Here is a 26874-nt window from a genome sequence, read left to right on the forward strand (position 1 = left end):
TTTTTATTTATTCCATATTAGAGAGATTTTTAAAAAACTCTCTATATTTTGTATCTTTTTCATCTCTTGCTTTTATAGCAGATCTTGGGTGTTCGTTTAATTGACCAGTTATCATATAAGGAATACTATATCCCCAATCTAAGTTTTTTTCTAACTCTACAATATGGTTTTCTATAAATTCAAATACAGGCATTTGATTATATTTTGGATTTTTTAGAAAACCTAAAAGAAGTTCTAAAGCACAATTTCCAGCTCCACGACCTAAGCCTGAAACAGTAACATCAAGAAAACTAGCCCCATAAATCATAGCTTCTAAAGTATTTGCGTATGCAAGTTGAAGATTATTATGAGCATGTATTCCCACTTTTTTACCTGTTCTTTGTGTAAAACTAAGATATTTTTCAGTTAAAGATCTTATTTGTTCAGGATAAAATGAACCAAAACTATCAGCAATATAGATTACATCAACAGGAGTCTTTGCTAAAAGTTCTAAAACTTCATCAAGTTCTTTATCAAATGATTTTGAAATAGCCATAATATTTACAGTAGTTTCATACCCTTTATTGTGAGCATCTTCTATTAATTCTATTGCAGCAGGAATTTGGTGAATATATGTTGCAACTCTTATCATATCAACAACACTTTGTTCTTTTGGTTTAAGTTCTTCTTTTAAAGATCTTCCAATATCACTCATAACAGCAATCTTTAAATCGGTTTTATTTTCACCAACAATTCTTCTAATATCTTCTTCTTTACAGAAATTCCAAGGACCATATTCATTTTCACTCATAAGTGTAGGAGAAACATTTTTTCCTATTTCCATATAATCAACACCAGATTTTAAACACATTTCATAGTGAGCTTTTACAAATTCATCACTAAAATAAAAATTATTTACAAGACCACCATCTCGAATAGTACAGTCAAAAACTTTTAAATCTTCTCTTACACTAAGTATAGTTCCTTTTTTCTCAAACATTTCTCATCCTTAAAATTTAGCATTAAATATAGTAGCAAAAAAATTAATATTTCTCTTTTAAAACACTATCTAAAGAGTTATAATCATATCTTTCAAATCTATAATTACCCATTTTTATTGCTTTTCTTGCCATAACATCAGCAAGTTCATTTCCAAAATCTCCACTATGCCCTTTTACATGTTCAAAAACAACTCTATGTTTTAAAGCTAAGTAGAGTTTGAAAATAGCTTGAATTAGTTCAAGGTTTTTTATCTCTCCACCTTTTTTCTTCCAGCCATTTGCACTCCAAGAAAAAGCCCATTTGCTTATACAATCTATTGCATATTTGGAATCAGCCAATATTTTTATTTGATTATTATTTTTATCTAACTTTACAAATAAAAGAGCCTTATAAATACCATTTAGTTCAGCAATATTATTTGTACCATGCTCTATAAAAGCACCATAATAAAGTTCAACTTTTTTATTTTCATAAAAAAGAATAACTCCTGTTCCAGCATTTCCAGGGTTTCCACTACAAGCACCATCACAATATATTTTTTCTATAATATTATTTTCTATCATCTTTTCTTTCTTATTTAGAGTTATTCTTAAGGAATATAACTTCTTTTATTGTTAATAAATTTAGTTGTATAAAATAGTTCTCTTAGAAAAAGGATTAAAGATATTACTAAAGTACTCATTCCTAAAATAAATAAAATTGCTATTAAAATAGTATATTTAAAATGGAAAAAAGAGCTAAAAAAAATAGTAATAATAACAAGTGCAATAAAAAGTCCAGTTGTTGTTCCAAAAAATATTGCTCTATTTGTATTATCCATTCTCATAGTTAAGAATTTTCTTCTATCTTTTATTAATTGTTTTAAATCATTATCGATTTTACCTTCAGCTTCTTTGTCATATTCAAACTTATCTAATTTATCAACTTTATCAATAATTCTTACCAATCTTCCTGTAAAAACATTTAAAAGTCCTGCAACTCCTGCAAGTAAAAAAACAGGAGCAACAGATAGTTGAATCATACTTGGAATAGAGTTTATTTCAACAACAGCATCTAGCATCTATTTTACTTCATCAATAATTTTTAAAAGTAGTTCTTGAACTTCAACAGCTGTATCAGTTAAATCAGGATTAATATCATCAACTAACTGAGCTAAAGAGTTTAAAGTAATATTAGTCTCACCATCTTTTGTGTAAACTGCTATTTTACAAGGTAAAATACAAGCTAATGAAATATCTTCATTTAAAAATTTTTCAGCATAACTTGGATTACAAATATCAACAACTTGACACTCATTCTCTAAGTTTTTACCTTTTGAGTTTAGAGTCTCTTTTAGATTATAAACATGTTGAACACCAAAACTATATTTTGATGCAATTTCTTTAATTCCATCAACTATCTCTTGTACACTTTTATTTGAAACATTTATGTATTGCATTTTAAACCTTTAATTAATTATTTTATATTTTTTAATTATATCAAAATAGAGTTTAGATGAGTTGATTTTTTATAAACTCCAAATACTCTCCTTCTTTTGTTTCTAACTCTTTATGAGAACCACTTTGTACAAGTTTTCCATCATTTAAAACATATATTTTTGATGCATTTTTAACTGTACTTAATCTATGAGCTATTGTAATGAGAGTTTTGTCTTTTAAAAATTCTTTAAGATCATTAAAAAGATTTGTTTCTGTTTGAACATCTAAAGCTGAAGTTGATTCATCAAAAATTATAAGTTTTGGATTTGCTAAAATCATTCTTGCAATAGACAATCTTTGCCTTTGTCCACCACTTAATCTTATTCCCATTTTACCAACAATTGTATCAAGACCATTTGGCATTTTTTCTACAATATCAAGCATTTGAGCTATTTTTAAAGCTTCTTTTATCTTACAATCAGAGAACTCTTCTCCCATTGTTATATTAAATCTAAGAGTATTATTAAATAAAATAGGCATTTGTAAAACTAAAAATATATTTTCTCTAATAGATTTCTTACTTATTTTATCTACACTAATATTGTTGTATAAAATATCTCCACTATCTTTTTCATAAAACCCTGAAATAATTTGACAAAGAGTTGTTTTCCCACTTCCACTTGCACCAATAATTGCAATTTTTTCTCCACTTTTAATATCAAAACTAATATTTTCTAAATTTGCTTTCTCTTTTGAGTATGAAAAAGATAGATTTTTGATACTAATATCTAATTTATCTTCTTCTTTTAAATCTATTCCATCATCTTTTTCGCAAGGAAGTTCTAAAATTTTATTAATTCTACTTATAGCAGCTTTTGCACTAGCAAGTGAGTACTGAATTGATAAAATCTCTTGAATTGGTGACATTACGAACCAAATATAGCCAAACATTGCAAACATAAGACCAATAGATAAATCACTGTAAGCTACAAGTAAAAGACCACTTGCTCTAAAAATTTCAAAAGCAAATAAAAACATTGTGTAAGATAGTTTTTCAAATGCAACACTTTTATAGCTATATTCATTTGAAGTTTTTTGAATATTTTTTGCTTTATTTATTGAAGTTTTGAAAAATTCTTTTTCCTTATTACTTGCTCTTATTTGTGAAAATAGCTCCAATGTTTCGCTTATATTATTTTGAAAAGCCTCTATTGAAGCATTTTCTTCTTTTTTTAGCTCTCCTGTTCTTCTAGCTATTTTTCTTGAAATTATTGCAATTGTTGGTTGTGTTAGTAAAATCATAAGTCCTAAAACAAAATTTATATTTATCATAACAATTGAAACAGCGATTAATGTTAAAGTAGAAGTTAAAAATTTACTTGAAATATTTACAATAAAATTATCTAAAGTATTAACATCTGTTACTAAATTTGCAGCAATTTTTCCACTTCCAAGGCTTTCATATTCATTTGTAGTGACTTTTTGAAGATGAATTAAAAGTTTTTCTCTTATTTCAAAAATAATTAGCTTTGAGATTTTTGTAAATATTTTTGTATTTATAACAGTAAAAACAAAATGAAAAAGTCGTAAAAATATAACAACCGAAGTTACAATAGCAACATAATAAAAAATATCACCACTTCCAAATAAACTATTTATATTATTTACAAAAAAAGCTGGTTTATCCAATAAAACTTCATCTACAAGCATAGGAAGTAATAAAGGAATTGGAACAGATAAAAGTATTGCGATTAGTGTAAATATTTGTCCAAAAACTAGAGTTTTTTTATTTTTTAAAAGTAGTTTTAGAATTGATTTTAAAGATATTTTTTCATTCATAAAAGAAGTTTATCTAAAAAAGAATAAGGAAGTGTAAACTTCCAAATTCATTAAGATTTTATATCGTGAACAACTGCAATTTTTCCAGCATATTTTTTAAATATATCACAAGCAACTTTAACTCCATCACCACTTGCACAAGAGAACATTGTAGGAACTCCACTTGCAAGTCCAGCTACATATAAATTTGGAGCAATAATATTATCTTTGTGCTCAAGGTAGATATTATTTGGTTTTGGTACAAAAATATTATCTAAAATTTTCACATCTTCACACTCTATTTCAAACTTATGCAGACCAGTTGCTAAAACAACAATTTGTGCTACATAAGTTTCATTTTCAGAGATTACTTTAAATAATTCACCATCTTTTTCTATTTTAATAACCTTAGAGTTTTTTAACTCAACACTTGGATAGTTTTTTAATTGAATTTTCATCTTTTCAAGTAAATCAACACCATTTATTCCACTTTCTATTCCAGCAACATTAAAATATTTTCCAACATTTAAATCACTTTTATTGTCATCTAAAATAAGATATTTCCTATCTTTTGCCCATTCAAATTTATTATTTGCACTTCCTAAAGTTAAAGCACATCCAAAACCAGCAGCTCCAGCACCAATAATTATTACATCATATTTCATCTTTTCTCCTAATAAATTTTAAATTTTCATCCAGTTTTTTACACTATTTGCAAATAGTTCTGGAAATTCAAGAGGAATATTATGACTTGTTCCTTCTCTACTAATTAGTTTTATATTATGTTTTTGATTAAAAAGTTTATTTAATGCTTGATTATCAAGTAATCTATCATTTGTACTAAATAACATATGAATTGGAATCACTTTGTCTTTTAAACAATCAAATAAATCTACTCTATTAAAAGTGCTTTTTAATTGGCTTATAAAAGTATCTCTTCCTAAATCATTAAACATATTTACAATAATATTCACAAGTTCTAAATCATTTTGATTTTGCTCTTCTAAAAGCATTACTGCTTTTTCAAACTCCAAACCAAACTCTTTTGAATTTTGAAAATCATTTAATTTTTTTTCTCTTCTTTCAAGTTCAATTTTTGAAGTAGTTCCAGGTGTTGCACTAACTGTAAAAAGTTTTTTAACTCTATTTGGCTTTTTACAAGTAAAATATGATGCTATATATCCACCCAAAGAAAATCCTAAAATATTAATTCTCTCTTCTATAAACTCTTTATCCAAAATTTCTATAATCTCATCAAAATTTGTAGAGTTTGGTATTTTTGTATGAACAATAGTAAAATAATCTTCTAAGAAAGGCAATGCTCTTTGCCAAAGCCTGTTATCAGTCATAAGACCTGGAATAAAATAAATTTTCTCTTTCAAAATCTCTCCTTTGTTTGATTTATTTTAGGCAATAGTTTCTTAAGATAAACAAAGAGTCTATCAATATAAGTTTATCTTATTTATTTTACATTAAGAAATCTTATATATAATTTCAAAAATTTAGGAGTTTAATTATGAGTACATTTGATAAAATAAAAGCTTTTTGTAGACCATTTAGAATAGTTTTAGGATTAGTTTTAATAGCAATTGGAATTTATACAGGAATTGTATGGTTTTATTTAGGGATTATTCCACTTATTGTTGGAATAGTTAATTTCTGTCCATTATGTCTATTTACAAAAAAATGTGAGCTTAAAAATAAAAAAGATTAGGATATATTCCTAATCTATAAACTCTACTGTAATCATACCTTCAAAGTTGTTTTTATCATTATAAAATTCGACTCTATAACTATTTTGAGATCTATCTATTGAAAAACTTTTTACAATATCTTTTCTAGATAATAAAATATCATCTTCACTTTCTAAACCATCAATATGAAAACCTATAACATTTACTCTTGACACAGATTTTAAAACTTTAAAATTTTCTTTAACTTTTATATTGTCTCCAAAAACTGCTTCTACTATTTCTCCATCAACCTCAAATTTAATTTTCTCTTCAATATCATTTAAATCAAAATATTGTGGGATAAAAGAGCTTATTAATTTATTTCCAATAAATAATCTATATGCACCATTTTGAAACTTTACTTCACCAATTGGATAGTTAAATTCAAAATTATTTCCACTTTTCTTCAAAGGAACATATCTTAAAATTGGTCTTATATTATTTAAATTTAATTTTATATTCTCATTTATTGTTACATATTTATAATCAAAAAGTAATTTCTTAACATCTTCATAAGAGTTAATATCAAAATCTCTTTCATATTCTATATTCATAATTTTCATAAACTCTTCAATAGATTTAAGCTGATAAATAACTTTATGAGTCAAATCTGTGATATTTTTACTAGTTTCTATTGCAAAAGCAGGTTTATTGTTTGTAACTGAGAAAAAAGTTAAAGATAGTTGTTGTTGTTCATCTTTTGCTTTTGTTTCAGTGTTTTTTACTCCAAAATAGTGATACTCTTTAAATAGTTTATCTCCATTTAGATTATCTCTTACTTTACTTGCAATTTCATCAAGATTTCCAAATTTTTCTAAAGAGTGGATCTTTTTTTGGTCAATAATTGTTGCTTGTCCCCAAGCTCTAGGATTGAAAATTGCATTTTCATAAGTATTTCTATAAAAACCATGTCCATCATGAAGATTTAAAACTAAATCAACTTTTGGGTCTAAAATTAGCTCTTTTATTTTATTTACATTTTTTAAATCAGGGTCATTTTTAGAAATTGTGCTGAATTTTCTATTCATATCTTTATATCTTCCACGAACATTTGCAACCATACTATCAATATTTACACTAGGAGATACCCACACATTGCCTTTTGTGATTTTATAGTGTTCTATAAAAAACGATGGAGAGAAATAACCACCAGGTTCATCACCATGAATTCCACCAATTATTAGTAAAGTATTTCCATCATTTATTTCTGGACCTTTTTTGTATAGAGTAAACTCTTTATTTTCTGAAAAAAGATTTGTTAGTAAAAATGTAATAATAAGAAGAGCTCTCATATTTGTCCTATGATTTAAAATTATAAAAAATGGTTTTAATAATAGCTAAAGCTTATTTAGATGAGGGTTAAAAAATAGCATATATTATAAAAATATTATTCAAATTAAATTTTTTATTTTATGTTAAAATATTTTAAAATAATTAAAAATGGATATAAATAATAATGAAAAATAAATATAAAAAAAATATAGAAACATTTGAAGAATTTTTAGAATTGAGTGATTATTCCTTTGTAAATGGTTTAAATCAAGATCCAGATAGTCAAAATAATTATGATAATAAATTCTCAAGAGAGGTTTTTTCAGGGCATTATGTAGAAGTAGAACCAACAGCTATAAAAGAACCAATATATATTTCTCATAGTAAAATTCTTTTTGAAGAGTTAGGATTTGATGACAAATTAATAAAAGAAGATGATTTTATAAAAATGTTTTCAGCAGATATTGCAAATATTAAAAATAAAAATAAGATAAAGACTTGGGCAACTGGATATGCTTTATCAATTTATGGAACAGAGTATTATGCACAATGTCCTTTTCAAAGTGGAAATGGATATGGAGATGGAAGAGCAATGTCTATTTTTGAAGCTTTGATAAATGAAAAAAGATGGGAATTTCAACTAAAAGGAGCAGGAAAAACTCCATATTGTAGAGGTGCAGATGGAAGAGCAGTTTTAAGATCAAGTGTTAGAGAGTTTTTGGCTCAAGAACATATGCACTCACTTGGAATTCCTACTTCAAGGTCTTTAACTCTATTTACTTCTAAAAAAGAACAAGTAAGAAGACCTTGGTTTAAAGAAAAATCATCATCTTATGAGCCTGAAGTTATGATAAAAGAGGATGTTGCAATCACTACTAGAGTTGCATCTTCATTTTTAAGAGTAGGGCAGATTGAACTTTTTGCTAGACGAGCCAGAAAAAATGAGCATAAAGATGCTTTAAAAGAGTTAGAAATGATTGTTTTACACTCAATAGCTAGAGAATACAAAAAAGAGATAAATGATGATTTAGCTTTGGAAGAGAAAATTCTTTTATTAGCACAAAGTTTTCAAGATAGACTTACTTCTTTAGTAGCAAACTGGATAAGAGTTGGATTTTGTCAAGGAAATTTCAATAGTGATAACTGTGCAGTTGGTGGTTTTACTCTTGATTATGGACCTTTTGGATTTATTGAGTTATTTGAGCCAAAATATCAATCTTGGACAGGTGGTGGAGTACATTTTTCATTTTTAAATCAGCCAAGAGCTGCACAAAAAAACTTTAAATCATTTTGTAATTCTTTAAAGCCATTAATTGTTTCAAATAAATATTATTTAGAAAAGCTTGAAGAGATAGAAAATGATTTTGCAAATGTTATGCAAGATAAAATGCAGAATATGTGGGCTAGTAAGTTGGGATTGGAAAAGTTTGATTATGAGTTATTTGATGAGCTTATAAATCTTATGATTGATACAAAAGTTGATTTTACAATATTTTTTAGAGAGTTATCAAATATTCCTGATGATATAAGTACTCTTGAAAAAAGTTTTTATGATAATTTAAATAATGAAAACTTAAAAAGTAGATGGCAAAAATGGCTTGAGAGTTGGAAATCTAAAATAGATGTAAATGATGAAGAGTCAAGACAAAAACTATCAAATCAAATGAAACTAACTAATCCAAAATATATTTTAAGAGAGTGGCATCTTGTTTGGGCATATAAAGAGGCAGAAAAGGGAAATTATGAACCAGTAAATGAGTTGCAAGAGATAATGACAAAACCATATGAAGAGCAAACAAAAGAGATTGAAGAGAAATACTATACTAAAAAACCCTCAGATTTTTTTGGAATAGCTGGAATATCACATGTTAGTTGTTCATCGTAAAGATGAATTTTACTCATAATGTGACCACATTCGTATCACTTTTATAGTTTTAATATCTTCTAAAACTTCATAAACTAATCTGTGTTGAATATTTATTCTTCTTGATATTGCACTATTTAAATCACCAATTAGTTTTTCATAAGGTGGAGGATTTTGATATGGATTTAAAGAAATTATCTCTAATAATTCCAAAGCCTTTGATTTTAAGCCTGAATTAGATAATTTCTTGGCATCTTTTCCAGCTTGTTTAGTATAAACAAGTTTATAGTTTACCATTCTAACTCTTTATCACAATCTTCAATAGATGTATTTAATCCTTTAATTATAGATTCTCTCATATTTGGAATTGATGTTAGATATAAAGTCTCTTGGATGGCATTCCAATCTTCTTGAGATAACATAACAGCATTTGTTCTTTTACCAGTTATAAGTATTGGTTCATGTGTTAATGCTGTTTCATCAATAATATTATAAATATCTGCTCGAACTTGACTAACTGTCATAACTTTCGTCATATCATGCCTTTGTTTTTATTTTATTTATTGTACATAATAACGTACGCTTTTGTCAAGTCGCTTTATTTAATAAAAATTGAAGAGAAATATTATATTAAAAAGCCAACAGATTTTTTTGAATAGATGGGATATCGCATGTTAGTTGCTCGTCGTAAAAAAGATTTAACTTATACATTCCCAAGTTTGGAACTTGGGAACAAAAGAAGCTCTATTTTTTAGGAGTATATTTCCAAGTATATTTTCTTACTTTACCATTTAAAAAAGGAAATGATTGTTCTAAAATTCTGATTTCATTTTCTACAAATACAAATTCAATATCATTTTCATTAAACTTTAAAGGAAAAGATTCCAATCTTTTGTTATATTTATCTTTAATTGAATCTCTTTTTGCTTTTTCAAGGACTTGTTTATATCTAGAATTATCTATTGAAATATAATAATTTCCAATATCTTTTTTCTCTGGTACATATCTCCATTCATTTTCATATTTAAAATCAAAGTCTTTTTCATCGAAATGGCTATTATATCCTTTTACGTCTTTTGTAAAACATTTTATTTGCATCACTGCTAACCTAGGAAAAGAGCTACCTTTTTGAGTTTTTTTTCTTCTTAATAATAAAGTTTTTAATCCAATTGCGACATGTGAATTTTTATCAATATATAAAACAGGGTTAAGCTTATTAGAAATAGCCCATTTTTTTTTCATTGAAATACAATAGCTACCATAAGTAATGTTTTTAGAGGCAATTTCTTCTTCATTATATTCACTGAAACAAACCATTGGATGTGCTGCATCTGAAATAATTTTTTCATTTTCATCTCTAAATTCTTCACTACAATAAGATAATCTAAAAGAACTATCTTTTAAAATACTAATTAACGTATTTAATTCTTTTGTAAAATGATTTAACAACTATTACTCCTATTAAGAAGACTTCTAAAAAGTTTTATGTAGATTTTGCCAAAGTTTGGCGAAGGTGTACTACAAGTACATCGAGCCAAACTTTGGTGAAAGATGTGTGAAACTTATTAGAAATTATTCCCACTCGATAGTTGCTGGTGGTTTTGATGAAATATCATAAACTACTCTGTTTATTCCATTCACTTCATTTATAATTCTTCTACTAATTGTTTCTAAAATTTCGTGAGGAATATGAGAGAATGTTGCAGTCATACCATCTGTTGCATCAACAATTCTTACACAAACAGTGTTGTCATAAGTTCTATTATCACCCATAACTCCAACAGATTTTACATTTAGTAAAACTGTAAATGCTTGCCAAGTTTTTTCATAGTATCCAGTTGAGTGTAAAACATCTAGTAAGATAACATCTGCTTTTCTTAAAAGATCTAAATCAGGTTTATTTACATCTCCCATAACTCTAATAGCAAGTCCAGGTCCAGGGAATGGATGTCTATTTATCATATTTCTTGGAAGTCCAAGTTCAAGTCCAAGCTCTCTTACTTCATCTTTAAAAATCTCTCTTAAAGGTTCAACAAGTTCAAACTTCATCCAATCAGGAAGTCCACCAACATTGTGGTGAGATTTTATAGTTTTTGAAGGACCTTTAACTGAAACAGATTCAATAACATCTGTATAAAGTGTTCCTTGAGCTAAAAATTCAACACCTTCGTGTTTTTTTGCTTCAACATCAAAAACTTCAATAAATGTTTCCCCAATAATCTTTCTTTTTGTTTCAGGATCAGTTACACCTTTTAGTTTTGTTAAAAACTTTTCACTTGCATCAACAGTTATTAAATCAATTCCTCTTGATCTAAAAATAGTTTCAACTTGTTCTCTTTCATTTGCTCTTAAAAGTCCATTATCTACAAAAACTGGAATAACTTGGCTTCCAATTGCTTCAAATAGAAGTGTTGCAACAACAGAGCTATCAACTCCACCAGAAACAGCACATAAAACTTTTTTATTTCCTACTTGGTTTTTTATTTTTGCCATTTGTTCTTTTGCAAAACTTCCCATATTCCAAGTACTTTCACATCCACAAATATATTTTGCAAAGTTCTTAAGAAGTTTTGAACCATGCTCAGAGTGATAAACTTCAGGGTGAAATTGAAAAGCATATATATTTCTATTCATATCTGCAATTGCTGCAAATGGAGAATTTTCGCTTGTCGCAATTTTTGAAAATCCATTTGGAATTTCTTCAACTTTATCTCCATGACTCATCCAAACTGTTTGACCATTTGGAGTATCTTTGAAAATATCATTTTCAACTACAAAATCTAATTTAGCTTTTCCATATTCATGGCTTGTTGCTGGAATTACACTTCCTCCAAAATGTTGAGAAATAAGTTGCATTCCATAACAAATTCCTAAAATTGGAAGACCCAAGTCAAAGATTGTACTATCTGGATGATAGGCATCACTTGCATAAACAGAAGCTGGTCCACCTGAAAGAATTATTCCTTTTGGTGTTCTTGCCATAATATCTTCAATTGATTCATTATAAGGAACAATTTCAGAATATACTCCATTTTCTCTTAGCTTTCTAGCTATAATTTGTGTATATTGACTACCAAAATCTAATACAACTATTGGTACATGTTTCATCTAATTTAACCTTTCTTTCTAATCACGCTAATTTTTAATCCGATATTCTATCTAAACTCTTTTTAATTTTCTTTTATAAAATGTGCACCTAAAGATTTTTCCATACTCTTAGCTTCAAGTAAAACCTCTTTAGCACAAAGCAATCTTAATTGTAACATTCTTCCAATATCTTGTATTAAAAAGTTGTCAATTTTTGAAATTGCATCTTGTAATTCATTTTTATCTCTTATAATTCCAGCACTGTTCCACATAATTTCTCTTAAACTATTTTTAATCTCTTTATCAATCTCTTTAGTTTTTATAAATTGTTCTATATCTTTTTTATAATTATTTATATCTATTTTAAAATTCTCTTTTAAAGAGTTATAAATAGATATTTTAGAAAAAACTAAACCTTCTAGTAAAGAGTTTGAAGCTAATCTGTTTGCTCCGTGAAGTCCCATACAAGAAACTTCTCCAATAGCAAAAAGATTTCTATACCCTAAAACTCTTGTATCTAAATCTACTTCTATTCCACCCATACTATAATGAAAAGCTGGACTTATTGGGACTTTCTCAAAAGGTAAACTATAACCTAGTTCTTTAAGATTTAAATATATATTTGGAAATCTCTTTTTAAAAGCATTTTTTTCAAAATTATCAAAAGATAGATAAATTTCAAGTCCTGTTTTTTTGCTGTAATCATAAATTGAACGGCTTACAACATCTCTTGGAGCTAATTCTCCATCTTTATGATAATCAAATAAAAACCTTTTATTGTTTTCATCAACTATATAAGCACCTTCACCTCTTAATGATTCTGAAAGTAAAGGTTTTCTTGCAAAAGAAGTACCTTTTAAAACTGTTGGATGAAATTGTGTAAAATTCATATCTTTTAGTTTAATAGCTTTTAATTTTGCTAAACCTTGCATCTCGCCACAAACAGCAGTAGAATTTGTATGATATTGATAAATAGAGCCAAAACCGCCACTTGCTATTATTGTATTATGTGCATAAACTGTTTTTTGCTTCTTTTCTTTTGTAAAATAAGATACTCCATAGCAAATGCCATCATCTAAAAGTAGATCACAAACACTAGCTTCACAAACTAATTCAGCTCTTATGTTTTGAAGTAAGAAATGATGAAGTTCTCTTCCTGTTGCATCGCCTGTATGTAAAATTCTATTTGTACTATGAGCTGCTTCTTTTGTGTAGTTTAAACTTCCATCACTGTTTTTATCAAAAACCATACCATTGTCAATTAAATCTTTTATAGCATTTATTGACTCTTTACTTAAAATCTCTACGGCTTTTATATTGTTATAAAAAGCACCAGCTTTAATAGTATCTTCTATATGTAAAGTTATGTCATTTTCATCTTTTGCACTAGCAATTCCACCTTGAGCCCAAAATGTATTTGAGTTCCAAGGAAGCATTTTTGATAAAATAAGTACTTTTTTATCTTTTGGAATTAATCTTGAAGCATTTAATCCAGCTACCCCTGAACCAATTATTATATAATCATAAATCATCTTTGTTCAGTTTTTGTATAAACTGGATCTGCTTTGTATCCACAAGCACTAAAACTAAATATAAAAATAGCTATAATCACACCATGAAAAATATTAATGAAATTCTTGCTCATATTGCACTCAATCCTAATTTTAATAAAATAAATATCTTCTTAGATATAAAAAGATTTGTAAATATACTACCTTTAAAATTAAAAAGTGGAATAAAATTTGTATATATAAAAAATCAAACTATGCATTTTGTTCTAAAACATCAGCTTTTTAAAGTTGAATTTGAACATAATAAGCAAACATTAGAAGCACTTTTAAAGATGGCAAAAATAGAAAATGTAAACTCTTTTGCCTTTTTTGTAACAAATGTGATTGAAAAAGCTGTACAAGAAAAAGAGTATATAGAAGAAAAATATATTGAAAGAAGTTTTGCAATTTTTGAAAATAAAGCAAAAGATAAAGAAATATATAAAAAATTTGAAGATATTAGAACTATTATAAAAGAGATTTAAACTCTTTTTCTATCTCTTTATAATTTGGAGAAAACTCTTTTACTAAAGTCCAAAAATCTTTTGAATGATTTTTATGTTTTATATGAGATAACTCATGAATTACAATATATTCCATTATATTTAGTGGATATTTTGCTAGGTTTATGTTGAAATTTAATTCATTTTTATAGTTGCAAGAACCCCAAGTTCTTCTATTTTTTCTATATGATATTTTTGTAGGATATAAATTCATCAAAACTTGATATTTTTCAATAAATTTTGGAATATAAGTTTTGCAAATATCTTTATAAAAAGTATCAATATTCTTTATTGTATAATCTTCTTTTAGTTTTTTTTCACCTAAAAGTAAAAATTCATCTTCATTCAACTCTTTTTTTAATCTATTTTCTATACTTTTATTTATCCAATCTTTTTTATCTTCAATCAAATTTTTTGCATCACTTAAAGTAAAATATTTGTTTGCTTTGATTTGAATTAAATCTTTTTTTATTACTCTTAAATAGCAATGCTTTATATGATTTTTATTTAAAAGCTCAACATTTACAAGATTATCATTTAAAAATAGTGTAAAAATCACATAAAACCTTTAAGTTAAATTTTGTTAAAATTGCCAGATTATAACATACTTATAATGATACTAAAAAAAGGAACTATTATGAAAATAGCAAGTAGGATAGATAAACTTTCTCCTTCTATTACTTTGTCAATAACAGCCTTAGCAAATGAATTAAAAGCTCAAGGTAAAGATATATTAAGCTTTAGTGCAGGAGAACCTGATTTTGATACACCACAGATTATAAAAGATGAGGCTATAAAAGCTATTACTAATGGTAAAACAAAATATACAGCAGTTGAAGGTATAAAAGAGCTTAAACAAGCAATTGTAAATAAGTTAAAAAGAGATCATAATTTAGAATATAGTTTAGATGGTATTGTTGTAAGTAATGGAGCAAAACACTCTTTATTTAATTTAACTCAAGCTTTAATTGATGAAGGTGATGAAGTTATTATTCCAAGTCCATATTGGGTTACATATCCTGAACTTGTTATTTATAGTGGTGGAGTACCAGTTTTTATTGAAACAGATGAAAGTTGTGAGTTTAAAATTTCTGCAAAACAACTAAAAGATGCAATAACTCCAAAAACAAAGATTTTGATGCTGAATTCACCTTCAAATCCAACTGGTTCTATCTATACAAAAGAAGAATTATTGGCTATTGGAGAAGTTTTAAAAGGAACAGATATTATAGTTTTATCTGATGAAATGTATGAAAAACTAAACTATAAAGGTAAAAAATTTACTGCAAGTGCCGAAGTTAGTTCTGATATGTATAATAGAACTATTACTATAAATGGATTAAGTAAATCAGTTGCAATGACTGGATGGAGATTTGGATATTTTGCAACAGCTGATAAAAAACTTGCAAAAGCTGTATCTAAACTTCAAGGACAAGCTACTTCAAATATTAATTCTATGACACAATATGCAGCTATTGTTGCTTTAGATGGAAAAGCTGATAAAGATATTGAAGCTATGAGAATGGAGTTTGAAAGAAGAAAAGATTATGCTGTAAAAGCTATAAATGATATTAAAAATCTATCTTGCTATGATCCTGATGGTGCTTTTTATCTTTTTGTAAATATTAAAGATTTTTCAAACGATTCTATGAAATTTTGTGCAGATTTATTAGAACAAAAAGGTGTTGCTTTGGTTCCTGGACTTGCTTTTGGAATGGAAGGATATGTTAGATTATCTTTTGCAACATCAATGGAAGCTATAATTGATGGAATAAATAGAATTAAAGAGTTTGTAGAAAACTAATTTTTAGTTATTTTAGAATAATCTACTTATAAATATCTTTTCGTTAAAATCCCTAAATTTTACTTAGGGGTTTTATATGACAATAGAGCTTACAAATGAACTAGCCTCTTTTTCCTATATACAATTATCGACTTATATTGTAATTGCTTCAATGGTTTTGATTCTTTTTACTTCTTTAAAACCATCAACTCATAATGATGTTTTTCCAATAGTTGTTACAAATGAGTTAAAAGGTTTAGGTATTTTAACTGTTGTTTTTGCACACTTTGCATTTATGAAAATAAGTGGTACTTGGGAGTTTTTATTTCCTCTTTCAACAATAGCTGGAGTTGGAGTTGATCTGTTTTTATTTATGTCAGGTTTTGGACTTACAGTTGGAATGTTAAAAAGACCAATGAAAATATTAGATTTTTATAAAAAAAGAGTTATAAAAATTTTTATTCCATTTTGGATAGCATTAGTTCTTCTTTTTGTTGCAGATGCAATTTTTATGGATAAATATTACTCATTTTCATATATTGTAAAATCACTTTTCGGATTTTTCCCAACAGCAGATGGATTTGCTGATGTAAATTCTCCTTTTTGGTATATTACATGGATGATAATGTTTTATTTATTGTTTCCAATTTTGTTTTTTAAAAATAGAGTTTGGCTTAGTGCCATATTAATAGCAGTAATTGCTACATTAATAGGAACTTTTAATATATTTGATTTGGCTTCAAATTGGCTTCACAGACTTCATACTTTAGCATTTTCTTTGGGTATTTTAGGAGCTTGGATTTTATACTCTAAAGATGGAATTGATAATAAATTTGTAACTTATGTAAAAAACTTTAGAGATAATTCAAAAGATTTTAAATATATAATTATATTTTTAATGTTTGTTATTATTTTCTATTTTGCCCAAAGACAAGTAGGAGATTTTTGGCCAAGACTTCAATCCTTATCTATACCTAACTTTTATATAGAACAAATGGCTTCAATAGTTATTATGCTTGCATTTATTGTTATATTTGTACTTAAAAAAGTTGAGAGTAAGTTTTTAGCACTTTATGGAAGTTTCTCATATGAAGTATATTTAATACATTGGCCATTGATGGCAAAATATGATATCTTTTTTGTATATTTACCAACATGGGCAGCAGTTTTAGTTTGGCTTGTTGTATTTATTCTTGTAAGTATGCTTTTACAAAGAGTTACAAATTTTGCTGGAACTTATATTGATAAATTTGTTAAATAATTAAAGATAAAGATGAATTTAGAAAATTTAAAAGATATTATAAAAAACAATTTAGAAAATAAAACAGCTGAAGCAAAAAGAGTTTTTCATGGACGAGGGAAGTTCTATGAAAACTTCTCTTATCTTACGGTTGATAGCTTTAATAATGTATTTTTTGTAACTTTTTATGAAGAGAATATAGCTGAAGAAAAGATTTTAGAACTATTGAAAAATATAGCAAAAAGTTTTAACTTTGAAAATTTTATAATTCAAAGAAAATATAAAGATAGTGAATTTTATGAATTAATATTTGGAGAGATTCCTGAAAATTTCTATGTACTTGAAAACTCATTAAAATATAAAATAAATTTTAAAAATAGAAATCTTGGATTGTTTTTTGATATTAAAGATGCAAGAGCTTATATAAAATCTATTTCAAAAAATAAAACAGTATTAAATCTTTTTTCATATACTTGTGCTTTTAGTGTTTCTTCTATTGCAGGTGGTGCTAAAAGTGTAATAAATATTGATATGAGCAGTAATAGTTTAAATATTGGAAGAGAAAATCATAATATAAATAATCTTGATACAAAAAAAGTAAAGTTTTTCTCTTATGATATTTTAAAATCATTTGGAAAAATTAAGAAACTTTCTCCATATGATATTATAATTATTGATCCACCATCATTTCAAAAAGGTTCATTTATTTTAAATAAAGATTATGAAAAAGTCATAAAAAGGCTTGATGAATATACAAATAGTGGAGCTATAATTCTTGCTTGTTTAAATGATCCTTTTATAGAATCAGAATTTATAAAAGAACTTTTTAATAAATATTTAATAAATTTTAAATATTTAAAAAGAATTCCACAAAATAAAGAATTTGTAATAAATGATGAAGAAAAAGGCTTAAAATCTCTAGTTTTTATAAAAAATTAGAGTATACTTCACACAAAAAAAATTGAAAAGAGAAATCAGGTGGAAAATCTTTTATTGACACTATTCTTGGCTATCTTTTTAGCAACTGTTATAAATATAATATTAAAAAAGTTTGAAGTATCTCCTATTATTGGTTATATTTTAACAGGAGCCATAATCTCATATGGTTTTCATTTTAAGGGTGCTGATATACAATCTTTAGATGCCATTGCAGAGTTTGGTATAGTTTTTTTAATGTTTACAATAGGGCTTGAAATAAGTGTTGATAAAATTAAAAAAATGAAAGAGATTCTTCTTGTAAATGGATTTTTGCAAGTTCATATAAGTGCAGCAATAATTTTTGCTATTGCATATCTTTTATTTCATTTAAGTATTGAAATATCTTTAATAGTCGCTTTTGCTTACTCTTTATCTTCAACAGCAATTGTTCTTCCATATTTTAAATCATCAAAAGATATTTATACTCCATATGGAGAAAAAAGTACAGCAATTTTGATTTATCAAGATTTAGCAGTAATTCCAATTTTACTTTTAATCTCTTTTTTGACAAATAAAGATTTAAGTATTACAGAAGTATTTATAAAAACTTTTATTTCTGCTACTATTATTACACTTTTTATGTTTATTTTTGGAAAAAAGATAATTGATTGGTTATTAAGATTTTCATCAAAAACTAGATTAGAAGAGTTATTTTTTGGAGCTGTTTTTTCAATAGTTCTTGGAGCTTCTCTTTTAGCTGAATACCTTGGTTTTACATACTCTTTAGGAGCATTTTTAGCTGGTATGATAATAGCTGATACAAAATTTAGAATAAAAGTAGAATCAGATATTTCAAATTCAAAAGATTTACTTTTAGGAACATTCTTTTTTACAGTTGGAACGAAAATTGATATTTTATACTTTATAGAGAATATTCATATTGTTTTTGGACTATTTTTCCTTGTAATGCTTATAAAAGCAATAGTTATATACATTATTATTAGAAGAAAAGCAGATAAAAACACCTCTGTAAAAAGTGCAATAGCTCTTTGTCAAGTTGGAGAGTTTTCCTTTGCAATATTTACTTTGGCTTCAAATAAAGGATTAATTGAAGATAATGTAGCAAGTTTTTTAATGTTGATATCTGTTCTTTCTATGATTTTAACTCCTTTTTTATTAAATAATATTTATAAAATATCATCTTTGTTTTCTGTTGATTTATATGAATCAGATGAGATAGAAATAGGTGATAAAGATAAGCATATAATAGTATCTGGTTTCTCTATTTTAGGAAGAGTTGTAGCAAAAGATTTAGCAGATAGAAATCTTCCTTTTATAATAGTTTCAAATGATATAAGACAGGTTCAAATAGCTACTAAATTAGGATATACAGCATATTTTGGACATCTTAATAAAAGATCAGTACTAGAAGCATTAAAAGTAGAAAAGAGTTCAAGTGTATTAATAACTACAACTGAAACTTATGAGAAAGTTTTAGTTTGTGATGCAATTTTGAAATATGCACCTGAAACTAATATTATTTTAAAGTATGAATCTTTGGAAGAGAAGCACCATTTTCTAGATTTAAATATTAAAAAATTTGTTCATGCTCATGCAGAAGTAGGAAGACTTTTAGTTGAAGAAGCAACAAATTGTTGTGATATAAAACATTATAAATATGATTAACAAGTAGCTTTATACTACTTGTTATTTTTTATAGAATATAGTTCTAAAGCTCTTAAAATAATCGCACTAATATATGGGATAGCTTGAATTAAAATTGTACTAGCAAATAGATATATTTCGAATATTCCTGAATTATTTGTATATAAAAGTGAGAAAAATGCACTTAAGAGTAAAACTGCAAATATTGTTTCATATTTTATAGGGCTTGAACCTTTCTTTGCTTTTCCACCTTTTTGGGTTCTTTTAAAAGGTAATCCATCTTTAATAAATCCATCAAAAACAGCTTTAAAAATAATTAATTGAAGACTCATAGATGCAATTGAACTTAAAAATATTTCTTTAAATGTAGCTTTTACTTTTGTTCTATATAAAATAAATGTATGCAAAATGTTTACTAAAAATGCTGTTATAATCGGGATTGTAAGAGGAATTGTAGGAATTGTAACACCAACAAAAATAATAACAGGAACCCAAATAATATTCATAATTGCCATCACAGGACCCATAGCATCACTTAACCAAAAAAACCATCCAGTTACAAATTTATTTTTTTGAGCAGGGCTTAATTTTGTTGAGCTAGGTTTAAATTCTCTCCAATGCTTTTTTAAAATCTGAATAGCACCATATGCCCATCTATGTCTTTGAGTTTTAAAAGCTTCAACACTATCAGGAAGTAAACCAAAACCATATCTTCTATTTGTGTAATGAGCTATATATCCAGCTTCAAAAAGTCTAAGACCTAATTCACTATCTTCAACAATAGTATCAGTTCCCCAACCACCAACTTCTATCATAGCACTAAGTCTTACCATAACCATTGTTCCATGAACAACAATTGCATTTTCTTCATTTCTATCAACCATACCAATATCAAAAAAACCAGCATATTCAGCATTCATAGCAGATTTTATTATACTTTCATCTCCATCTCTATGATCTTGTGGTGCTTGAACAATTGCTACTTTTGGATCATCAAAAAGAGGAACTAAGTCTACAAGCCAAGATGATTCAACTTTATAATCAGCATCAATAACAGCAATAATCTCAGCATCTTTGTCTGTATAATCAAGTGCCATATTTAAAGCTCCTGCTTTAAAACCTGTACAAGTTATATCAAGATATTTGAATCTTTCTCCTAAATCTTTGCATAATTCTTTTATAGGAGATTTATAATAATCCTCAGGAGTGTTATTTATAATTACTAAAACTTCATAATTTGGATAAGTAAGTTTTGAAAGACTTTTTAAAGTTTCAGATAAAACATGAGGCTCCTCTTTATATGCTGGAACATGAATTGATACTTTTGGGATATTTTTTGATTTTAAATCAAGTGGAATAAGTCTTGATGGAGCTATTCCAATTGAGCTTCTAAAAAGTTCATTTGCTTTAGCTAAAGTAATAATTACAAGTGGAATCATTAGAAAACTTCCCATTCCCCACATAATCCACATTCCAAAATTCATATAGTTTAAAAGTGGATAGAAAATTGCCATAACAATACCAAATGCCATACCAAAAGATGCAATACTATATGCAAAAAAATGACTTGCATTTATTTTTTGATTTCTAATTCCTATAAAAGTAAGAAATACTCCTAAAAATAGAGCAGAAAATATTTGATAAGCCCAATATTTATTTGCTTGAAACTCTCCATGAAGAGTAAATTTTGCTTCTCTATTTGTGTCAAAAAGTCCCCAATATTGACCTACATTTCCTTCATCATAACCTTTCCAAGGTTGGTCAAAAGCTTCAATAATATTATAAGTGTATCCTTTTTCTTTTGCTAAATTTAGAAAACCTCTTATTGCTCTTGCTTGATTTTTAATACTAGGAACTGCACTATTATTGTTGTATCCAAGGCTTGGCCAACCTGTTTCTCCTATTACAATCTTTTTATATGGAAAAAGATTTTGAATTAGAGTGAATTTTTCTACAAGGAAGCTATTATATTGTTTTATTGGAACCTTTTCCCAATAAGGTAATATATGAATCATCACATAATCAACATAAGATGATAATTCAGGATTTTTCTCCCAAATATCCCAAGTTTCAGCAATTGTTACTGGTTTTGTAGTAAAATCTTTTACTAAAGTAAGATAAGTAAAAAGTTCAATAGGATCTAAATCTTTTCTTAATAAAACTTCATTTCCAACAATTATACTATCTATTAATGATGGATAGTTTTCAAGTAAAGAGGAAGCTCTAATAATTTCAATATTATTCTCTTCCTTATCTTTACCTAGCCAAAGACCCAAATCTATTCTTAAATTTGAGTTTTCTAAACCACTAATAGCTTCTAAAATTTTTTCAGCTTCTTTTGTACCATAAGTTCTTATTTTATATGTATAATCATTTAATAAAATAATATCTTTTCTAATATCTTCATCTTTTAATAAATTTCTTTCAAAACCTTCAAATGGTGAATATGAAACAGACTGTACTTTATCAAAAGAATCCTCTTTTAAGTTTATAAAGTTAGCATTTGTAAGCCAATAAAATAGTAAAAATAGTCCAGATAAACTTAGTGCAAATATCAAATATCTCAATCTTGAGCTCCTTATATAAAAAGCTAGATATTATCATCATTTTGATAGAATAAATCTTAATAATTAACTTAAGGACTTTTGTGAATTCACTTTTTATAGCATTTTTTATTGCATTAATAGCAACTTTTGGGAGTTTGTTTTTTTCTGAAATTATGAATTTTATTCCTTGTTCTTTGTGTTGGTACCAAAGAATATTTATGTATCCTCTTCTATTTATTTTGGCTATTTCTTTACTTTATAAAGATAGTAAAGTAATTTTAAATGCAAGTCCACTAGCTTTTGTTGGATTTTTAATTTCTATTTATCATAATTTATTAGTTTATAAAATAATTCCAGAAGATTTATCTCCTTGCATAGGAGGAGTTCCTTGTAGTGTAGATTATCTAAATATCTTAGGATTTATAACAATTCCTCTATTATCATTATTAGCATTTTTTATAATTTTAATTTGCTTAATGCTTCATTATCTTTCATTGGTTAAAGTTTCAAAAAATTTAAGGGAGAATCATGCAGAATAAATTAAAAGTTATTATCTCTGTACTTTTAGTAATAGGATTATTTATTGGGCTTTCATTTTTTTATAAGAATTCAAAAACAGAAGAGAGTTATTCAATAAGTAAAGAAGATAAAGAGTTGATTTTAAAAAGAGATTATTCATATAAAATCGGTGATAATTCTAAAAATATAACAGTAGTTCAATTTATTGATCCAGAGTGTGAATCATGTGCAATTTTTCATGAGTTTGTAAAAAAACTTTATAAAGATTATTACAATGAAATAGAGATTATTACAAAATATATTCCAAATCATAAAAATTCAGCATTTGCAATTAAGCTTTTAGAAGCATCAAGAAATCAAGGATTATATGAAGAGTCATTAGATATTATATTTTCTACTCAAGATTTATGGGCGAAACACAATTTCGAAAAACCAGAACTTTTATACGGATTTTTATCACAAATACCAAATATTGATATGAAAAAATTAAAAATTGATATGGAAGATGAAAATATATTAAATATTATAAAACAAGATAAAAATGATGCACTATCTTTAGGTGTATTAGGAACACCAACACTATTTATAAATGGTGAACTATTAAAAAGATTATCAAGTGAAGAGCTATTTGATATAGTATTTAAGAATATTATAAAAGAGGAGAAATAGATGAAAAGTTTAAAATATATATTATTTGTGTTTATAGTTTCTTTATTTGTAGCTTGTGATAGTGGAGGAAGTATAAATTCAAACTCTTTAGCAAAAAATAAAATAAATGAGATTGAAGCAGAGTTTGAGTCTAAAAGCTTTGTATTAACAAGTTCAGATAATAAAAAGATTGAATTCTCTACAACAGAAATTGGAGCAGATTTTAAAGACTTTAAAGATAAAAAAGTAGTGATTATTGATATTTTTGCAACTTGGTGTCCACCTTGTATAGAGAGTTTACCAATGTTAAAAGCAATTCAAGAAAAAAATAAAGATGATTTACAAATTATATCTGTACTTTTTCAAGATGAAAAAAGTGTTGAAGAGATAAATGATTTTATAGAAGAGCATAAAATAAACTATCCAATAACAATGGGAGAAGAGAATCAAGCTTTAGCAGATGAATTAAATGTAAGAAGAGTTCCTGAAATGTTTTTATTTTCAAAAAGTGGAAAGTTTGTTCATAAATTTGTAGGAAAAGTTCCAGAAGATGAACTTGAAAAATATTTAAAAATAGCTATTGAAAACTAATTAATAATTTAAATATTATATAAAGTAGGGTAATTTTGAATTATTCCTACTTTAGTAATTTAATAAATTAATATCTCTTTTTCATCTTTTGGAATAACTTCACCAATAATTTTTGCGTATCCAAAACTATAATCTTCTATCTCTTTTAAAAACTCTTTTGCATCATTTTTATCTATTGCTAGTAAAAGACCACCTGAAGTTTGTGCATCACAAAGAATTGTTTTTAGTGATTCATCAATATTAATAAAACTTGATTTATCTTCAATAAATTTTATATTTCTTTTTGAACCACCTGGAATGACTCCATTTTTACAAAATTCAAAAGCCTCTTTTACATAAGGAACACTTGAAGAGTCTATTTTGAAACTAATATTTTCATTTATACATTCAAATGCATGACCTAAAAGACCAAAACCTGTAATATCTGTACATGAACTAACTTTATATTTCTTCATAATATTTGATGGAATATAGTTTAAACTAGCCATAATATCTGCACAATGTTTGATTAAATTTAAAGGTATTAAATCTCTTTTTATTGCAGTTGTTAAAATACCCATTCCAAGTGGTTTTGTTAAAATTAATATATCTCCAATTTTTGCACTATTATTTCTTATGATTTTTTTTGGATTTATAATACCTGTTACACTCAAACCATAATACATTTCAGGTGTTTGAATAGTATGACCTCCAAGAAGTGAACCACCACACTCTTTTATCTTATCATTTCCACCTTTTAAAATCTCTCCAAGAGCCTCTTTTGAAACATTAGTGGCATCAAAACCTACTACATTTAATGCTGTTTTTACATCTGCACCCATAGCAAAAACATCACTTAAAGAGTTTGCAGCTGCAATTTGTCCATAAATATATGGATCATCAACAACAGGTGTTATAAAATCAACTGTTTGAACTATTGCTAAGTCTTCATTTAATTGATAAATTCCTGCATCATCACTTGTATCAAATCCTACTAAAATTTGTTCACTTTTTGATTCTAAGTTACAAAGAGCTTGTTTTAGATCCCCCGGACCCATCTTTGCAGCACAACCAGCAGCTTGAACGAATTTTGTTAATTTATATTCGTTATTCATTTATTAGTCTTTCTTTAAAAATAGTCTTAATTATACTTAAGCATATTTAAAAATTTAGTTAAGTTAAAGTAAATAAAATTTTACTATTTAAGTTTAACTTTACAAAATATTATATATTATAAAAATCTAATTAGTTCATAGACCATAGGTTATGGTTTGACATAAAGAGAGCTTTTACCTTTCTTTTATCTCTTAATAGAACAAAATACTACAAAGAATATATTATGAAAAGAAGATCGTTTTTAAAAACGACAGCACTATTTTCAAGTGCAATAGCTCTGTCTCCAAATTTTGTTTTCGCAAAAGAAGATAGAAATCCATTTGGTATTACACAAACTCCTAGAAAATTTACTGTAACAAATAAATATGAGTTTGAACAAAGTAAAGAGATAATACAAGTTTGGATTCCACTTCCAAAGAATGAGAGTTATCATGAGGTATTAGATATTGATTATAAAGGAAATTATATAGATGCTAAAATTGTAAAGAATCTTTACAATACAGATGTTTTATATGCAAAATGGAATAATAAAGATATAAAACCAAAGCTTGATTTAGAATTTTCAGTTATTATGCAAAGAAGAACAACAGATTTTTCAAAAGCTACATCAAAAACTAATTATCCAAAAGATGTAAAAGTATATCTTGAAGGTACAAAACATATTCCTGTTACAAAGAAATTAACAAACTATGTAGATGATATTACAAAAGATTCTAAAACACCACTTCAAAAAGCTCAAGCTATTTATGATTGGACAGTTTCAACTATGTATAGAGATGAGAGTGTTATTGGTTGTGGAATTGGTGATGCACAAAAATCAATTGAAGAGAAAATTTATGGTGGAAAATGTACAGATATAAGCTCTGTATTTGTATGTTTATTAAGAAATGCAAAAATCCCAGCAAGGGAGACTTTTGGAATTAGAGTAGGGCAATCAAAAATCTCAAATGCTTGTGGAAAAGCAGATGAAAAAGGTTTTGCAAATATTACAGGAGCTCAACATTGTAGAGCAGAGTTTTATATAGATGGACTGGGATGGGTTCCTTGTGATCCAGCAGATGTTACAAAGGTAAAATTAGCTGAAAATTTAACTAATGATAGTAAAAAACTAAAAGATGTAAAAGAGTATTTTTTTGGTTCTTGGGAGATGAATTGGGTAGCATTTAATAGTGCAAGAGATTTTATATTAAATCCAAAACCAACGCAATATCCATTAAATATGCTAGGTTATCCATATGCTGAAATTGGAGAGGATGCAAAAGATTATTATAATCCTAAAACTTTTAAATATATTTATACTTCTCAAGAGATTTTATGAGAAAAGATAGTTTAGTGATAATTGGAGCAGTTTTAACTGCTCTTTTATCAACACTTTGTTGTCTTCCAGCATTAATATTTATATTTTTTGGAGTATCAAGTGGATTTTTAAGTTTTTTTACAACTTTAGAATATACTAGAATTCCATTTGCTATTTTATCAATTATATTTTTTTTGATATCAATTTATCATTTTAATAAAAAAATATCATGTAGTTGTAATAAAAGAGCTAGATTCAAAAGTTATATATTAGTTTTAATATTTCTTATATTAATCTTATTATTACTTTTTTATCCAGAGATTTTACCACTTTTTATGGAGTAAAT

28 protein-coding genes are annotated in these 26874 nt (G+C 26.5%); 12 read left to right on the forward strand and 16 right to left on the reverse strand.

Annotated features, from left to right (window positions below):
• Positions 1-7: 7 nt before the first annotated feature.
• The 7 genes from ATH_RS03970 to ATH_RS04000 are packed head-to-tail and all read right to left on the reverse strand — an operon-like array spanning position 8 to position 5599.
• Positions 8-979, reverse strand: a complete 972-nt coding sequence (locus ATH_RS03970; RefSeq protein WP_066183534.1) for an aldolase catalytic domain-containing protein — start codon at positions 977-979, stop codon at positions 8-10.
• Positions 980-1022: 43 nt separating this feature from the next.
• Positions 1023-1544, reverse strand: coding sequence for a ribonuclease H family protein (locus tag ATH_RS03975; RefSeq protein WP_066183536.1), 522 nt, complete (start codon positions 1542-1544; stop codon positions 1023-1025).
• Between the two features lie 26 nt (positions 1545-1570).
• Positions 1571-2041 (reverse strand): DUF2721 domain-containing protein, encoded by a 471-nt coding sequence (locus ATH_RS03980; RefSeq protein WP_066183539.1) that lies wholly within the window; start codon positions 2039-2041, stop codon positions 1571-1573.
• Positions 2042-2419: a DUF302 domain-containing protein gene (locus tag ATH_RS03985; protein WP_066183541.1), complete on the reverse strand. Its 378-nt coding sequence runs from the start codon at positions 2417-2419 to the stop codon at positions 2042-2044.
• A 52-nt stretch (positions 2420-2471) separates the two neighbouring features.
• Entirely contained in the window at positions 2472-4238 is a 1767-nt protein-coding gene (locus ATH_RS03990) for an ABC transporter ATP-binding protein (RefSeq protein WP_066183543.1), read from the reverse strand.
• Between the two features lie 50 nt (positions 4239-4288).
• On the reverse strand, positions 4289-4882 hold the full coding sequence (locus ATH_RS03995; protein WP_066183545.1) for an FAD-dependent oxidoreductase: 594 nt from the start codon (positions 4880-4882) through the stop codon (positions 4289-4291).
• An 18-nt stretch (positions 4883-4900) separates the two neighbouring features.
• On the reverse strand, positions 4901-5599 hold the full coding sequence (locus ATH_RS04000; protein WP_066183547.1) for an alpha/beta fold hydrolase: 699 nt from the start codon (positions 5597-5599) through the stop codon (positions 4901-4903).
• A gap of 134 nt (positions 5600-5733) precedes the next feature.
• Between ATH_RS04000 and ATH_RS04005 the strand changes: the two genes are divergently transcribed.
• Positions 5734-5931 (forward strand): YgaP family membrane protein, encoded by a 198-nt coding sequence (locus tag ATH_RS04005; protein ID WP_066183551.1) that lies wholly within the window; start codon positions 5734-5736, stop codon positions 5929-5931.
• Between the two features lie 9 nt (positions 5932-5940).
• On the opposite strand, the gene ATH_RS04010 is transcribed toward ATH_RS04005, so the two are convergent.
• On the reverse strand, positions 5941-7242 hold the full coding sequence (locus ATH_RS04010) for a M99 family carboxypeptidase catalytic domain-containing protein (RefSeq protein WP_066183554.1): 1302 nt from the start codon (positions 7240-7242) through the stop codon (positions 5941-5943).
• A gap of 164 nt (positions 7243-7406) precedes the next feature.
• Between ATH_RS04010 and ATH_RS04015 the strand changes: the two genes are divergently transcribed.
• The gene (locus tag ATH_RS04015; protein WP_066390528.1) at positions 7407-9107 is read left to right on the forward strand and encodes a protein adenylyltransferase SelO; all 1701 of its coding nucleotides are present in this window, start codon (positions 7407-7409) and stop codon (positions 9105-9107) included.
• Positions 9108-9116: 9 nt separating this feature from the next.
• Here ATH_RS04015 and ATH_RS04020 read toward each other — a convergent pair whose 3' ends face one another.
• The 5 genes from ATH_RS04020 to ATH_RS04040 form a co-directional block, all read right to left on the reverse strand.
• On the reverse strand, positions 9117-9383 hold the full coding sequence (locus ATH_RS04020) for a Txe/YoeB family addiction module toxin (RefSeq protein WP_066157207.1): 267 nt from the start codon (positions 9381-9383) through the stop codon (positions 9117-9119).
• Entirely contained in the window at positions 9377-9622 is a 246-nt protein-coding gene (locus ATH_RS04025; protein ID WP_066157209.1) for a type II toxin-antitoxin system Phd/YefM family antitoxin, read from the reverse strand. Before ATH_RS04025 ends, ATH_RS04020 begins: the two co-directional genes overlap by 7 nt.
• A 208-nt stretch (positions 9623-9830) precedes the next feature.
• Positions 9831-10535, reverse strand: coding sequence for an abortive infection system antitoxin AbiGi family protein (locus ATH_RS04030; protein ID WP_066183559.1), 705 nt, complete (start codon positions 10533-10535; stop codon positions 9831-9833).
• A 123-nt stretch (positions 10536-10658) separates the two neighbouring features.
• On the reverse strand, positions 10659-12194 hold the full coding sequence (guaA, locus tag ATH_RS04035) for a glutamine-hydrolyzing GMP synthase (protein ID WP_066183560.1): 1536 nt from the start codon (positions 12192-12194) through the stop codon (positions 10659-10661).
• Positions 12195-12256: 62 nt separating this feature from the next.
• Entirely contained in the window at positions 12257-13705 is a 1449-nt protein-coding gene (locus ATH_RS04040) for an L-aspartate oxidase (RefSeq protein WP_066183561.1), read from the reverse strand.
• A gap of 83 nt (positions 13706-13788) precedes the next feature.
• Here ATH_RS04040 and ATH_RS04045 point away from each other — a divergent pair, with 83 nt between their 5' ends.
• A complete protein-coding gene (locus ATH_RS04045) occupies positions 13789-14208 on the forward strand; it encodes a hypothetical protein (protein WP_066183564.1) in 420 nt (139 codons plus the stop codon).
• Here ATH_RS04045 and ATH_RS04050 read toward each other — a convergent pair.
• Positions 14192-14785: a M48 family metallopeptidase gene (locus ATH_RS04050; protein ID WP_066183567.1), complete on the reverse strand. Its 594-nt coding sequence runs from the start codon at positions 14783-14785 to the stop codon at positions 14192-14194. The two genes, ATH_RS04045 and ATH_RS04050, sit on opposite strands and share 17 nt — an antisense overlap.
• 78 nt (positions 14786-14863) lie before the next feature.
• On the opposite strand from ATH_RS04050, the gene ATH_RS04055 reads away from it, so the two are divergent.
• From ATH_RS04055 to ATH_RS04070, 4 genes are all read left to right on the forward strand, one after another.
• Positions 14864-16030 carry a pyridoxal phosphate-dependent aminotransferase gene (locus ATH_RS04055; protein WP_066183570.1) on the forward strand — a complete coding sequence of 389 codons (1167 nt, stop codon included), beginning with the start codon at positions 14864-14866 and terminating at the stop codon, positions 16028-16030.
• Positions 16031-16106: 76 nt separating this feature from the next.
• Positions 16107-17270: an acyltransferase family protein gene (locus ATH_RS04060; protein ID WP_066183573.1), complete on the forward strand. Its 1164-nt coding sequence runs from the start codon at positions 16107-16109 to the stop codon at positions 17268-17270.
• Between the two features lie 12 nt (positions 17271-17282).
• Entirely contained in the window at positions 17283-18188 is a 906-nt protein-coding gene (locus ATH_RS04065; RefSeq protein ID WP_066183576.1) for a class I SAM-dependent methyltransferase, read from the forward strand.
• 39 nt (positions 18189-18227) lie between these two features.
• Positions 18228-19853: a cation:proton antiporter domain-containing protein gene (locus tag ATH_RS04070; protein WP_066183579.1), complete on the forward strand. Its 1626-nt coding sequence runs from the start codon at positions 18228-18230 to the stop codon at positions 19851-19853.
• A gap of 14 nt (positions 19854-19867) precedes the next feature.
• Here ATH_RS04070 and ATH_RS04075 read toward each other — a convergent pair whose 3' ends face one another.
• The gene (locus ATH_RS04075; RefSeq protein ID WP_066390527.1) at positions 19868-22399 is read right to left on the reverse strand and encodes a glycosyltransferase family 2 protein; all 2532 of its coding nucleotides are present in this window, start codon (positions 22397-22399) and stop codon (positions 19868-19870) included.
• A gap of 80 nt (positions 22400-22479) precedes the next feature.
• Between ATH_RS04075 and ATH_RS04080 the strand changes: the two genes are divergently transcribed.
• Genes ATH_RS04080 through ATH_RS04090 form a run of 3 tightly spaced genes read left to right on the forward strand, consistent with a single transcriptional unit; the run spans position 22480 to position 24136 of the window.
• A complete protein-coding gene (locus ATH_RS04080; protein WP_066183584.1) occupies positions 22480-22917 on the forward strand; it encodes a disulfide oxidoreductase in 438 nt (145 codons plus the stop codon).
• Positions 22907-23566: a DsbA family protein gene (locus ATH_RS04085; protein WP_066390526.1), complete on the forward strand. Its 660-nt coding sequence runs from the start codon at positions 22907-22909 to the stop codon at positions 23564-23566. Before ATH_RS04080 ends, ATH_RS04085 begins: the two co-directional genes overlap by 11 nt.
• Entirely contained in the window at positions 23567-24136 is a 570-nt protein-coding gene (locus tag ATH_RS04090; protein ID WP_066183592.1) for a TlpA family protein disulfide reductase, read from the forward strand. It begins immediately after the preceding gene.
• Between the two features lie 59 nt (positions 24137-24195).
• Here the strand turns inward: ATH_RS04090 and selD are convergent, their stop codons facing one another.
• Complete coding sequence (gene selD / locus ATH_RS04095) at positions 24196-25230, reverse strand: selenide, water dikinase SelD (RefSeq protein ID WP_066390525.1); 1035 nt, start codon at positions 25228-25230, stop codon at positions 24196-24198.
• A 224-nt stretch (positions 25231-25454) separates the two neighbouring features.
• Between selD and ATH_RS04100 the strand changes: the two genes are divergently transcribed.
• Positions 25455-26549: a transglutaminase-like domain-containing protein gene (locus ATH_RS04100; protein ID WP_066186425.1), complete on the forward strand. Its 1095-nt coding sequence runs from the start codon at positions 25455-25457 to the stop codon at positions 26547-26549.
• On the forward strand, positions 26546-26872 hold the full coding sequence (locus ATH_RS04105; protein WP_066186423.1) for a transporter: 327 nt from the start codon (positions 26546-26548) through the stop codon (positions 26870-26872). Before ATH_RS04100 ends, ATH_RS04105 begins: the two co-directional genes overlap by 4 nt.
• The last annotated feature ends 2 nt before the right edge of the window (positions 26873-26874 follow it).

The organism is Aliarcobacter thereius LMG 24486 (assembly GCF_004214815.1).
GTDB lineage: Bacteria > Campylobacterota > Campylobacteria > Campylobacterales > Arcobacteraceae > Aliarcobacter > Aliarcobacter thereius.